This is a genomic window from Herbidospora mongoliensis, from assembly GCF_001570545.1.
Classification (GTDB): domain Bacteria; phylum Actinomycetota; class Actinomycetes; order Streptosporangiales; family Streptosporangiaceae; genus Herbidospora; species Herbidospora mongoliensis.
The window spans coordinates 132,597-145,098 of sequence record NZ_BBXD01000026.1 but is presented as its reverse complement, the minus strand read 5'-3'; the positions used below and the strand labels follow the sequence as shown (position 1 = coordinate 145,098).

The 12,502-nt window shown below is 68.9% G+C and carries 12 protein-coding genes; 8 read left to right on the top strand and 4 right to left on the bottom strand.

Features of this window, described 5'->3' with window-relative positions; genetic code table 11:
- Positions 1-57: 57 nt before the first annotated feature.
- A complete protein-coding gene (locus AW272_RS36730; protein ID WP_083959076.1) occupies positions 58-1,461 on the top strand; it encodes an MFS transporter in 1,404 nt (467 codons plus the stop codon).
- Here AW272_RS36730 and AW272_RS36725 read toward each other — a convergent pair.
- Positions 1,458-3,557, bottom strand: a complete 2,100-nt coding sequence (locus tag AW272_RS36725) for a PhoX family protein (protein ID WP_066374841.1) — start codon at positions 3,555-3,557, stop codon at positions 1,458-1,460. The two genes, AW272_RS36730 and AW272_RS36725, sit on opposite strands and share 4 nt — an antisense overlap.
- Positions 3,558-3,698: 141 nt before the next feature.
- Between AW272_RS36725 and AW272_RS36720 the strand changes: the two genes are divergently transcribed.
- Positions 3,699-4,139 (top strand): sterol carrier family protein, encoded by a 441-nt coding sequence (locus AW272_RS36720; protein WP_066374840.1) that lies wholly within the window; start codon positions 3,699-3,701, stop codon positions 4,137-4,139.
- Here AW272_RS36720 and AW272_RS36715 read toward each other — a convergent pair.
- Positions 4,136-4,855 carry a DUF4190 domain-containing protein gene (locus tag AW272_RS36715; protein WP_157519178.1) on the bottom strand — a complete coding sequence of 240 codons (720 nt, stop codon included), beginning with the start codon at positions 4,853-4,855 and terminating at the stop codon, positions 4,136-4,138. The two genes, AW272_RS36720 and AW272_RS36715, sit on opposite strands and share 4 nt — an antisense overlap.
- A 128-nt stretch (positions 4,856-4,983) precedes the next feature.
- On the opposite strand from AW272_RS36715, the gene purF reads away from it, so the two are divergent.
- Together purF and purM are read left to right on the top strand one after the other, a co-directional pair.
- Complete coding sequence (purF, locus tag AW272_RS36710; protein WP_066374836.1) at positions 4,984-6,420, top strand: amidophosphoribosyltransferase; 1,437 nt, start codon at positions 4,984-4,986, stop codon at positions 6,418-6,420.
- On the top strand, positions 6,417-7,442 hold the full coding sequence (gene purM / locus AW272_RS36705) for a phosphoribosylformylglycinamidine cyclo-ligase (protein ID WP_066374834.1): 1,026 nt from the start codon (positions 6,417-6,419) through the stop codon (positions 7,440-7,442). Before purF ends, purM begins: the two co-directional genes overlap by 4 nt.
- A gap of 338 nt (positions 7,443-7,780) precedes the next feature.
- Here purM and AW272_RS36700 read toward each other — a convergent pair whose 3' ends face one another.
- Positions 7,781-8,026, bottom strand: coding sequence for a DUF3073 domain-containing protein (locus AW272_RS36700; RefSeq protein WP_066374832.1), 246 nt, complete (start codon positions 8,024-8,026; stop codon positions 7,781-7,783).
- 151 nt (positions 8,027-8,177) lie between these two features.
- Positions 8,178-9,263 carry a Leu/Phe/Val dehydrogenase gene (locus AW272_RS36695; RefSeq protein ID WP_066374831.1) on the bottom strand — a complete coding sequence of 362 codons (1,086 nt, stop codon included), beginning with the start codon at positions 9,261-9,263 and terminating at the stop codon, positions 8,178-8,180.
- A 107-nt stretch (positions 9,264-9,370) separates the two neighbouring features.
- On the opposite strand from AW272_RS36695, the gene AW272_RS36690 reads away from it, so the two are divergent.
- The 4 genes from AW272_RS36690 (at position 9,371) to AW272_RS36675 (ending at position 12,450) form a co-directional block, all read left to right on the top strand.
- Entirely contained in the window at positions 9,371-10,258 is an 888-nt protein-coding gene (locus AW272_RS36690; RefSeq protein WP_369408822.1) for a DUF8083 family protein, read from the top strand.
- Positions 10,259-10,579: 321 nt separating this feature from the next.
- Positions 10,580-10,783 carry a developmental transcriptional regulator BldC gene (bldC, locus tag AW272_RS36685; protein ID WP_013133571.1) on the top strand — a complete coding sequence of 68 codons (204 nt, stop codon included), beginning with the start codon at positions 10,580-10,582 and terminating at the stop codon, positions 10,781-10,783.
- Positions 10,784-11,027: 244 nt separating this feature from the next.
- Positions 11,028-12,125: a LacI family DNA-binding transcriptional regulator gene (locus AW272_RS36680; RefSeq protein ID WP_066374830.1), complete on the top strand. Its 1,098-nt coding sequence runs from the start codon at positions 11,028-11,030 to the stop codon at positions 12,123-12,125.
- A 79-nt stretch (positions 12,126-12,204) separates the two neighbouring features.
- The gene (locus AW272_RS36675) at positions 12,205-12,450 is read left to right on the top strand and encodes a hypothetical protein (protein ID WP_066374828.1); all 246 of its coding nucleotides are present in this window, start codon (positions 12,205-12,207) and stop codon (positions 12,448-12,450) included.
- The last annotated feature ends 52 nt before the right edge of the window (positions 12,451-12,502 follow it).

Genomic DNA, 12,502 nt, shown 5'->3' with positions numbered 1-12,502 from the left:
ATGCACTGTACATGTACGCCGTACAAGTACACCGTATAGCCAGAGGGGGCACTTCAAGTGCGATCAAGATGGTGGGTGCTCGCGGCCGTGTCGCTGGCGACCTTCATGACGTACCTCGACAACAACGTGGTCAACGTCGCGCTGCCGACGATCGAGCGGGAGCTGGGGCTGACGCTCGCCGGGCTCGAATGGATCGTGAGCGGCTACATCCTGGCCTTCGCGGGGCTGCTGCTCGCGGGCGGACGGCTGGCCGACGTCTTCGGGCTCCGGGTGATGTTCTTCATCGGCCTGGGCGTGTTCACGGCCGCCTCGGTGGCGGCGGGCCTGGCCGGGTCGCAGGAGACGCTGATCGCCGCACGGGTGGTGCAGGGTGTGGGCGCCGCCCTGGTCACGCCCACGTCACTGGCGCTCATCCGGTCCACCTTCGTCGACGCGCGCGAACGCGCCACCGCCGTGGGCATCTGGGGCGGCGTCTCCGCGCTGGCGCTGGCCGTGGGGCCGCTGACCGGCGGGGTGCTCAGCGAGAACATCAGCTGGGGATGGATCTTCCTGATCAACGCGCCCATCGCCGTCGTGGTGGCCGTGATCGCCGCGATCAGCCTGCCCGCGAGCGTGCGTCAGCGGGGCGTGCGGATCGACATCCCCGGCGTGCTCGCCTCGTCGCTGGCCCTGTTCGCGCTGACCTTCGCGCTCATCGAGGGCGAGGGCGAGGGCTGGACCTCCGGGCTCATCCTGGGCTCGTTCGCGCTGGCCGCCGCCGCGTTCGTGACGTTCCTGCTGATCGAGTCGCGCAGCCGTCAGCCGATGATCGACCTGAGCCTGTTCCGCGCCCGGATGTTCAGCGGCGGGCTGCTGTCGATGGGCATGTGGGCGTTCGGCGTCTTCGGGATCTACTTCTTCACCGCGATCTACCTGCAGAGCGCGCTGGGCTTCAGCCCCACCGAGGCCGGCGCCGGGTTCGTGCCGATGGCGCTGCTCATGGCGGCCGTCGCGGTCTTCTCGCCGCTGCTCGCGCGGCGCATCGGCACCGGCCCGTCGGTGGCCGCCGGGCTGGCCCTGATGGCGGTCGCCATGGTCGGGCTGTCGACCACGGGCGTGGGCACGACCTACCTCGAACTGCTGCCGTGGTTCCTGGTCTTCGGCGCGGGCGGCGGGATGCTCGTCCCGCTGAGCGATGTGATCATCAGCGCGGTGCCCGCCGAGCGCGCCGGGGTCGCCTCGGGGATGCTCAACGTCTCCCGCGAGGTCTTCGGCCTGCTCGGGATCACCATCCTGGGCGCGATCCTCAACGCCAGGCAGACCGCCCCGACGATGGAAGCGTTTCTGGACGCCTACCAGTTCACGCTGCTCATCGCCGCGGCGATCGTCCTGGTCGGGGTCCCGATCGCCCTGTACGCCCTCCGCCGAGGCCGCCCGGTGGAAACGATCACCGAGGAGGACCGGGACCCGGTCCTGGTCTAGCTGCCGATCTTCCTGCCCTGCTTGTGCCAGGCCACCACGACCGACGGACGGGGCTGCGAGTTCCCGCCGTCGGGGAAGTGGGAGATCGGGGTCGCGGGCGAGGCGCCGGTGCCCTCACCCGGGTGCTGCACGGCGACGAAGACCGACTTCTGGTCCTCGGAGATCAGCGGACCGCAGCACTCCGCGCCCTTGGGCATGGTGAGGAACTGACGGACATGGCCCTTGTCCTTGCCGCGGACCGGCATGGCGAACAGACCATCGTGGGTGCCCAGGGCGTTGCCGTCCGTGGAGATCCAGAGGTTGCCGTCCCTGTCGAAGGCGACGTTGTCGGGGCAGGAGATCGGCGAGACCCTGGTCTTGTCGAAGCCGCCGAAGTAGGTGCCCGGGTCGGTGGGGTCGCCGCAGACCAGCGGCAGGTTCCAGGCGAAGGTCAGCGCGGCCGCGTCGTCGCGGTTCTCTGCGATCTCCAGGATGTGGCCGTGCTTGTTGTTGAAGCGCGGGTTGGCCTCGTCGACGACCTGGCTGGGCAGCGTGCGCGCGGTGTTGTTGGTCAGGGCGACGAAGACGGTGCCGGTGACCGGGTTGCGCTCCATGTCCTCCGGACGGTCCATCTTGGTCGCGCCCACCTTGTCGGCGGCCAGCCGGGTGAAGACCAAGACCTGCTCGGCGGTCATGCCGGAGACGAACGAGCGGGTGCCGCTGACCAGTGGGATCCACTTGCCGACCCCGTCGAACGCCTTGTCGGCGGGCAGCTTGCCGGTGCCGTCGATCTGGGCGGCCGGGCTGTCACCGGTGAACCGGGCGACGTAGAGGGTGCCGTTGTCGAGCAGCGTCCGGTTGTGGCGGTCGTTGCCGGGGACGTAGCGGTCCTTGGACACGAACTTGTAGATGTACTCGAACCGCGAGTCGTCGCCCATGTACGCGACCAGACGGCCGTCGCGGCTGATGGTCGTGGTGGCCGCCTCGTGGGCCATGCGGCCCAGCGCGGTGCGCTTGATCGGGGTCGAGGTCGGGTCGGTGGGGTCGATCTCGACGATCCAGCCGAAGCGGTTGGCCTCGTTGGGGTTCTTCTCCAGGTCGAAGCGCTCGTCGACGCGGTCCCAGCGACGACCGCCCAGAGCGGCGGGCATGGCGTAGCGGGTGAGTCCGGCCTGGGCTTCGGCGGGCGCCTTGGCGGCGTTCACGAAGTACTGGTTGAAGTTCTCCTCGGCGGTCAGCACGGTGCCCCACGGGGTGGTGCCGCCGGCGCAGTTGTTCAGCATGCCCTTGACGAAGCGGCCGCTCGGGTCGGCGGCGGTCTTCAGGTAGCTGGAACCGGCGGCCGGGCCGGTGAACTTCATCTGGGTGTCGACCGTGATGCGGCGGTTGTAGCGGCGCGGGCCGGAGGTGACGAGCTCCCAGCGGCCGGAGCCGCCGCTGCGCCTGACCTCGACGACCGAACCGCCGTGGGCGGCCTGGGCGATCTTGATCTGGTCGGGCGTCGCGTTGTCGCCGTTGGTGTAGCCGCGGAACATCAGCTCCTCGTTGGTGTACTCGTGGTTCACCCACAGCAGCCCACGGTCACGGCCCAGCTGGAACAGCGTCACGAAGTCACAGTTGTAACCGAACTGCCTGGCCTGCGCGTCGGCCGTCTGCGCCTCGAAGTCGAAGGCGGGCGCACCCGGGACGACCGGGTCGCCCCAGCGGACCACGATGGCCGACTGGTAGCCGTTCGGCACGGTGATCTGGTCATTGGTGTTGGGCGCGACGGGAGAGAAGCTCAGGCCGCCCTTGTAGGGGTGGGAGCCACCGCTGTTCCAGTTGCCTCCCTTGTTCCACCAGTCAAGGGTGAACTTGTCATCGGCGGCGGCGGGGGTCGCGGCAGCGGCGGCGGCCGCACCCGCCGACAGGACCAGCGCGCCCAGCGCACCCGCGCGCAGCGCGCCGCGACGGGACATGTCGGTGACGACGTCACCGAAGTAGGCGTTGTCACTCGTGTTGGGGACTTCGTGGAAACAGGCGTCGCCACAGCGGTACTTACACGTCATGGCGCTGCGGCCGCCCGGGTGGGCAGGGGTCAGCAGCGGCAGGGATCGACGCGGTGAGGGGTTCGTCACGGCTCCTCCAAAGGGTCGCGCGGTAAGGGGAGCGGCTCACATGGCGTGGGCCCCCGCCGGGACCGTATTGTCGGCGACCGAATCGAGGGTGAACATCATTCGCCTCGATGGTGAACGCTCCACTCGCGTCACACTGGTCACATGCCGTCCCGCCGCCAGGACCCTTCGCGCGTTCGCGCAGCTCTCGATATTCAGTTGGCAGATCTGGGCCTGCCGCCGTTCGCCGGCGCCGACGACGCCGCGGGTCCCGCCGTGGTGGCGGCCGTTCTGTCCGCGTACGAACGGGAGACGCCGCCCCTGCGCGAGGCGCTGCGCGCGGCCGTGCGGTTCCTGCTCGACGAACTCGTGGCCAGGGCGCCCGGCCGGACCGTCGAGGTGCGGGTGCCGCCGTTCGCCGCCGTCCAGTGCGTCGAGGGCCCCCGGCACACCCGCGGCACTCCCCCCAACGTCGTCGAGACCGACCCCCGGACGTGGATCGCGCTGGCCACCGGCCGGGAGGAGTGGCCGGCGGCGCTGGCCGACGGGCGGGTCAGGGCGAGCGGCGGCCGGGCCGACCTGTCGCCCTACCTCCCGGTCGTCTAGTAACCACCCTCCGAGACCGGCGCGTTCAGCTTCCGCTGCACACACTGCTGCGACGACTCCTGGGTCGGGTGCAGCCGGGTGTCGAAGCACTCCGCGATGTTGTTCTTGTTGGCCCAGTTGACCACCACGGCGATGATGATCGCCCCGATCACCAGCGTCAGGATGCTCAGGATCAGGCCGACCACGGCGCGTCCCTTGTTGGACCTCTTCGTGATCGCGATGATCCCGACGATCACTCCGGCGATCGCCACCAGGAGCCCGAGGCCGCAGACCAGCAGCAGCACGATCGCCACGATGCCCAGCACCAGCGCGGCGGTGCCCAGCCGCCCGCCCCTAGCCGGCGCCTGGGTGCCGTAGGGCGCCTGCTCGTAGGGCGCCTGCGGGTAGGAGGCCGGCTGCTGCGAGGCGGGCTGACCGTAGATCTGCCCATGCGGCGGCGGATACGGCGGCTGACTCTGGGGCTGGTTCTGGGGCTGGTTCCGCTGCGGATACTGCGGCTCGTTCTGTGGCGGATTCTGTGGCTGACCCTGGGGCTGGTTCTGCGGCTGGTTCTGGGGCCGATCCGGCCGGGCGTCCCGGGGATACGGCTCTTGGGCGCTGAAAACGGCGGTGTCCTCGGCGTCCGGCGACGGCCTGCCAGGGGCCTGTTCGGGCGGCACGTCCCAGGGCATGCGCCGCTTGGGCTGGTCGTCCCTCGGCTCGTCAGGAGTCGTCATGCTCCTGTCAATTCCCCCACAGAGCGGGCGATACGGCGGCCGACACAGCAAAGCACTGGTGATCGTTTCGCCGGGGATCGTCCACCCGGGTGCGCGAGCAGCCAGAAGGCCGAAATAGACTCAAGCATGTGCTGAAGGGCGACGGCCATCTGAGCCATGACCTTGACCCCCTCGACCAGGGCCCGAAAGACGCTTGCGGCGTCTTCGGCGTCTGGGCTCCAGGGGAAGACGTCTCGAAACTCACCTACTACGGCCTGTACGCGTTGCAGCATCGCGGCCAGGAGTCCGCGGGCATCGCGGTCAGCGAGGGCAGTCGAATACTCGTCTACAAGGACATGGGCCTGGTGGCCCAGGTTTTCGACGAGTCGATTCTCGGCACCCTCAAGGGCCACCTAGCCATCGGCCACTGCCGTTACTCCACCACGGGTTCGAGTGTGTGGGAGAACGCGCAGCCAACGCTGAGCTCGACCGACGTGGGCGGCCTGGCGCTGGCCCACAACGGCAACCTGATCAACACCGGTGAACTCGCCGAGCGGGTGGCCCCCGGCACCATCAGGGCCACCACCGACAGCGAGATCCTCACCGCGATCCTGGCCAAAGACCGCGACGAGCCGATCGACGAGGCGGCCGCCCGCCTCCTGCCGAAGGTCCGTGGCGCCTACTCACTCGTCTTCATGGACGAGAAGACGCTCTACGCGGCCAGAGACCCCCAGGGCATCCGTCCGCTCGTCCTGGGCCGGATGGAGCGCGGCTGGGTGGTGGCCTCGGAGACGGCCGCCCTCGACATCGTCGGCGCGAAGTTCGTGCGCGAGGTCGAGCCGGGCGAGCTCCTCACCATCGACGAGCGTGGGGTCCAGTCGCGCCGGTTCGCGCCGGCCGACCCCAAGGGCTGCCTCTTCGAATACGTCTACCTGGCCCGCCCCGACACCACGATCGCCGGGCGTGGCGTCCAGGCGACCCGGGTCGAGGTCGGCCGCCGGCTGGCCAGGGAACACCCGGTCGACGCCGACCTGGTGATCCCGACCCCCGAGTCGGGCACCCCCGCCGCGATCGGCTACGCCGAGCAGAGCGGGATCCCCTACGGCCAGGGCCTGGTGAAGAACTCCTACGTCGGGCGGACCTTCATCCAGCCGTCCCAGACGATCAGGCAGCTCGGCATCCGGCTGAAGCTGAACCCGCTGAAGGAGATCGTCCAGGGCAAGCGGCTGATCGTGGTCGACGACACCATCGTGCGCGGCAACACCCAGCGGGCGATCGTGAAGATGCTGCGTGAGGCCGGGGCGACCGAGGTCCACGTGCGCATCTCGGCCCCGCCGGTGGCCTGGCCGTGCTTCTACGGCATCGACTTCGCCACCCGCGCCGAGCTCCTGGCCGGTTCGATGGACGTCGAGGAGATCCGCGAGCACCTGGGCGCCGACTCTCTCGGCTACGTCTCGATGAAGGGCCTCACCGAGGCCACCACCATCGCCGAGGACAAGCTCTGCCGGGCCTGTTTCGACGGCAGCTACCCGATCCCGATCGACCAGGACAAGGTCGGCAAATTCGTCCTGGAGGCCCGCGCATGACCTCGTACGCCGCAGCCGGTGTCGACATCGAGGCCGGTGATCGCGCCGTCCAGCTGATGAAGTCGAAGGTGGCCCGGTCCCGGCGTCCGGAAGTCGTCGACGACGTCAGCGGTTTCGCGGGCCTGTTCGACGTGTCGGCGCTGCTGAAGTTCCGCCGGCCGCTGCTGGCGACCTCGACCGACGGGGTCGGCACCAAGGTCATGCTGGCCGGTCTGCTCGGCAAGCACGACACGATCGGCATCGACCTGGTCGGCATGGTCGTCGACGACCTGGTGGTCTGCGGCGCCGAGCCACTGTTCATGACCGACTACATCGCCTGCGGCAAGGTGGTGCCCGAGCGCATCGCCGAGATCGTCGGGGGCGTCGCCGAGGGCTGCCGCCAGGCGGGCTGCGCCCTGATCGGCGGCGAGACCGCCGAACACCCGGGCGCGATGGGCCCCGACGAATACGACCTCGCGGGCGCCGGCACCGGCGCGGTCGAGGCCGACGAGCTCCTCGGGCCCGACCGGGTCCGCGCGGGTGACGTGGTTGTGGCCATGGCGTCATCCGGGGTCCACTCGAACGGCTACTCACTGGTCCGCCACATCATCAGAACGGCGGGCCTGGGCCTGGAGTCACAGATCCCCGAGCTGTCCCGGACCCTCGGCGAGGAACTGCTCGAGCCGACCCGGATCTACTCGCTCGACTGCCTGGCCCTCATGCGCCACGTCCCGGTGCGGGCCTACGCCCACATCACCGGCGGCGGCCTGACCGCCAATCTGGCCCGCTCGCTGCCCGGGAGCGTCGACGCGGTCCTCGACCGCGGGTCCTGGACTCCTCCGGCGATCTTCTCCGTCCTCGGTGAGGCCGGGAAGGTCCCGCGGAACGAGCTCGACAAGACCTTCAACCTGGGCGTCGGCATGGCCGCGATCCTCCCGGCGGGCGACGCCGACCGGGCGCTCGAACTACTGGAGACCCGGGGCGTTCCGTCGTGGGTGCTCGGCGAGATCGTCCCCGGCACGGGCGAAGCGCGCTACCGCTGATCGATATGCAATGGTGACGTGGCCCGGCGGCATTTCCGCCGCCGGAGCCCCGTCAGGGCCGGATGAGACGACCGTTCAGAGGGTGCGTCCGCCGGGCGTGGCGAACCAGTCGGCGACCCGGCGATGTCGGTAAATATCGGCATCCGGCGACGACGAGTCACCTCCCTGGAGAAATACGAAAGGCCGCCCGGGGTGCCCCGGACGGCGCTTTCGATCTCGTATGGAAATGACTGTATGCACTCCGGTCACCCGGAGCGCGAGACCCTCACGAGGCCGCGCAGAAGACACCCGGCGTGGCGAACCGCGCCGGGCGTGATCAACGCTGGGTCAAGTGCCGCTCAACGACGGCCCCCAGATGAGGAATCATCCTCATCGTCCTCGTCATCAGGGTTGGCGTAGTCGGCGTACCGCTCGGCCAACTCGTCATAAGGGTCGGGTTCGTCACTGCGGTCGGAATCGACAGGCTCCACAGGCTCCTCGACTCCGAGCTCCGCGCGCAGGCGCTCAAGATCGGTGCCGCCGCTGTTGTACTTCAGCTGGCGGGCAACCTTGACCTGCTTGGCCTTGGCTCGGCCGCGCCCCATTGGCTCGACCCCCTCATGCGGGGTCGTGCCCGACCCCTCGTCGCTAACGCACCACGCACTGACGTCACCTGACTTTGGACGTCAGCCATTCGTTCGCCTACAACCGTACCTGTTTTGCGCCCCGCTCGGTACGCCGTATGCGCGGCTGCGGTCATCGGCCCGGCCAAATAGCCCTAAGCCGCCCGACTTCCGACATTCTGCGCTCGGCCAGCCTATCTGCTGCGACGGCCGGTGGAACGCCTTCGTCGTCGGCGATGGCGAAGATTTTCAAGGTGGTGTCGAAGATCTGAGCCGTCCTCGCCCTCGCCCTGTCCATGTCGAATCCGGCGATCTCATCGGCGACCTGGATGACTCCACCCGAATTCACCAGGTAGTCGGGGGCGTAGAGGATGCCGCGGTCGGCGAGTTGCTTCTCGACGCCGGGGTGGGCGAGCTGGTTGTTCGCCCCGCCGCAGACGATCTTCGCCCGGAGCTCGGCCACGGCCGTGTCGTCGAGGGCGCCACCGAGGGCGCAGGGGGCGTACACGTCGAGGTCGCTCCGCTTCAGGGCCGCCGAGTCGGCGACCGCCTCGACCTCCGGGTGCCGCTGCCTGACCCGGTCGACCGCCCGTTCGTCGACGTCGCAGACGACGACCTCACCGCCCTCGGCGAGAATGTGTTCCACCAGACGGTGACCGACCTTGCCGACCCCCTCGACGCCGACCCGGCGGCCGCGCAGGGAGGTCGCGCCGAAGGCGTGGTGGGCGGCGGCCCGCATGCCCTGGTAGACGCCGTAGGCGGTGAGGATCGAGCTGTCGCCGGCGCCGCCGTTGGCCACGGTGCGGCCGGTGACGTAGGAGCTCTCGCGGGCGATGACATCCATGTCCTCGCTGTAGGTGCCCACGTCAGCGGCGGTGTAGTAGCGTCCGCCGAGTGACTGGACGAACCTGCCGTAGGCCCGTAGCAGGGCCTCGGACTTGTCCGTCGCCGGGTCGCCGATGATCACGGCCTTGCCGCCGCCGTGGTCGAGACCGGCCAGCGCGTTCTTGTAGGCCATGGCCCGTGACAGGTTGAGCACATCGGCCAGCGCGGCGGATTCGTCCGGGTAGGGATAGAAACGTGTTCCACCCAGGCCGGGGCCGAGGGCGGTGTTGTGGATGGCGATGATCGCGTACAGGCCGGATTTGTCGTCGGCGCAGAACACGACCTGTTCGTGACGGGTCTGATCCTTGTGGGAGAGCCCGAAGACGTCGGTCACTTTGGTGACTCCTGATCGTCTGTGGCCGCCGCTCCGTTGCGGCGGTTCCGTCTTCCAGCGTAGCTACGATCATGAATTGCGGAACGCCCGGCGCTGCGGGACGCCGCGTGGCATGGCACGATGCGATGGTGCTGCCCTACGCCGCCTACCTCCGCGTCTATGAGCCGCTGAGCGCCTTCTCCGAGCAGGATCGCCTCCGGTGGAACGCCTATGCCCAGAATCCGCGGCGGCCCCGGCGCGCGGGAGCCCTCTCGGTCGAGCACGAGGAGTCGGTCCGCCGGCTGTTGCGGGTGCCACCGGCGCCGGCCCCGGCCGCGGAGAGTCACAACGCGTATCTGCGCCGGGTCGACGGGGTGCTCTACGTGTGCCCGTGGCAGACCCGGCTGCGGTCGTGGCTGGCGTTCGCCTCGTGGCGGGGCAGCCTGCCGACCAAACTGGCCAACCGCTTCGTCCCCAATCCCGTCGCCGAACGCACGGCCGACGAGTTCGACGCCTTCAAGCGGGGCGAGCCCTCGCTGCGCATGCACATCATGACCAGCACCTGGCATGTCCCGACGCCGTGGTTCGTGCCCTTCGACTCCGCCGAGCGGTGGCTCGTCCTGCGCGGTGAGGAACAGCCGGAGACCCCGACCGGGGTGACCATGGCCCCGGCCAGGAACATGCTCTACGTCACCTCCATGGCCCAGGCAAGGAAGCGGGTCGCCCGCGCCCTGGTGGTCATCCGCCGTCACATGGGCGACGTCGACACGCTCACCGACGTCGAAGAGGTGGGCCGCTGGCTGGAGGAGTTCCACCCTCACTCGCTGGTGGAACTCGATTACGGCGGCATCGTCCACCTCATGGACGACGAGACCCTCCAGGCCGATCAATCGGTGGCCGAGCTGGCCGCCGCTCTGACCAGTTTGGACAACGGTCAGGAAGAACTTGCCTACGCCATGTACCAGCGAGTGATCCTCCGCTGGCGGTCAGTCCAGAGCCTCGAATCGGCCAACTGACCCTTTTGCTCGTGCGCTGACCTGCAACGTTGGGTCAGGAGATGCACGATCTCACAACTGCGAACTGAGTAGTTTGCCGTTTTCACTGCGATACCACGAAACGTGTCGCTAGAATCACCGAGCGTGACATCAACACGTGGTCGAGACGTTGTGCCCACAGGGCTCGCCAATCGCGCTACGTGGCTGTATGGTCACATCGGGTGATGCCGCAAATGGTCCATGAAACCGCACGTTATGGATCTTTGAGGGACATCCGTGACAAGCGCCAACATAAGTCGCAGGATCGCTGTCGCCGGTCCACACGGAGGAGAGGCCGCACTAATGTCAGCTCGTACACCCGAGGCAGAGCCACTGCTCACCCCGGCGGAGGTCGCAACGATGTTCCGGGTCGACCCCAAGACCGTCACGCGGTGGGCGAAGGCCGGCAAGTTGACGTCCATCCGCACGCTCGGTGGGCACCGGCGTTACCGGGAGACCGAGGTGAGGGCGCTGCTCGCGGGGATTCCGCAGCAGCGTTCGGAGTAACGCAGCGGGGGGTCGCAACCACGAGGGGACGGCGCGCTCGCGTCAGTGAGCGCGTCCAAGAGCCGCACACCTGCAGTAGGGGTGTGGACAAGGCGCCGCCCGCCCGGCGCCACCCCACCGGTTCCGTGGCCCCGCCCGCTTCTTCCTGACTCCTTCTCAAGGATCGAGACAAGTCACCCGTACCTTATTCGGCCCTCGATCGTTCTTCTTGGCAGGTGCACATCCGCGCATCGTGGGGAGAACCATGTCAGGACCGTCCATGCAGACCACTGCCCGGCGCGACATCGCGGTACCCGGACCTACCGGACTCGACGGATTCAGTCCACGGCCACGGCCGACGATTCGCAACGTAGCCGAGCGCGCGGGCGTCTCTAAGTCCCTGGTCTCGCTGGTCCTTCGCGGCTCACCGCACGTGAGCGAACATCGCCGTGAGGCGGTTCTTCAAGCGGCCAGGGAGCTGGGATACCGGCCCAACGCGGTCGCCCGCAGCCTCGTCGAAGGCCGCACCCACCTGGTCGGCGCCCTCGTCGCCGACCTGCACAACCCCTTCTACGCCGAGTTCCTCGACGGCCTGCAGGAGAGCCTCCACGGTGAGGGCCTGCGGCTGCTCATCGGCTCCGGCCGCTGGGACCCGGCCTTCGAAGACGAGGCGGTCGAGGCCTTCCTCGAACTGCGCGTCGACGGGCTCGTGCTGCTGGGCGTCGCCCCCTCGAGCGACACCCTCGCCGAGGCCGCCGCCTACACCCCGACCGTCGTCGTCGGAGAACGCGACGTCGACCTCGAAAGTGTTGACATCGTCGTTGACGACGACCAGCTCGGCGCTCGACTGGCGGTCGACCATCTCGTCGAGCTCGGACACCGCCGGATCGCCCACATCGAGGGTGCTCCGTCGTCCGCGGCCCGCTGTCGCTGCGAGGGTTACCTGGTCGCCATGCGCCGTCACGCGCTGGCGCCCTACATCATGGTCGAGCACGGAGACTTCACCGAGGAGGGCGGCCGCCGCGCGGCGCTGGCCCTGCTCGAGCGTGACCCCCGGCCGACCGCGATCTTCGCCGCCAACGACGTCGTCGCCCTCGGGGTGCTCACCGCCGCCAGCGAGCTCGGGCTGCGGGTCCCCGAAGACCTGTCGGTCGTCGGCTACGACAACACCCACCTGGCCGCCGTCCACCACATCTCGCTGACCTCGGTCGACCAGCCGCGCCGCGCGATGGGCCGCTCGGCCGCCGCGCTGCTCAGCGACCGGATCGCCGAGCCCGGCAAGAACTCGCGCCTGCGTCAGGTGACACCGCAGCTCATCACCCGCCGGAGCACTGGCCCCGCGCCAACAGATTCCCAAAGCTAGGTCAACCGGTCCGGCGTCGGGTCACGTTCCGTGTTGACTCGGGCCACGACGCCGGACGGTGAAGATCTGGGGGAATTCAATGCGTGATCCTGAGTTGGTCTCCTGCGCCCAGCGTGCGGCGGCCGAGCTCGAACAGGCCTGGGGCAACTGGCGCCATTCCCGGGGCCGCGCCGAAACGGGCGACGAGTCGGTGGCCAGCTACGTGGCGCATTCGATCGACCATCCGTGGGGCCGTCCCCGGGTCGTCCTCGGTCTCGACGCCGAGGAGGCCCGCGAACTGGCGGCCCTGCTGCAACGGCAGGAGCTGGCCGAGCCCGCCTGGTGACAATCCATCCTTTACTCACATAACGGCCAGGTCACGGCAGGGGAACGCGTAG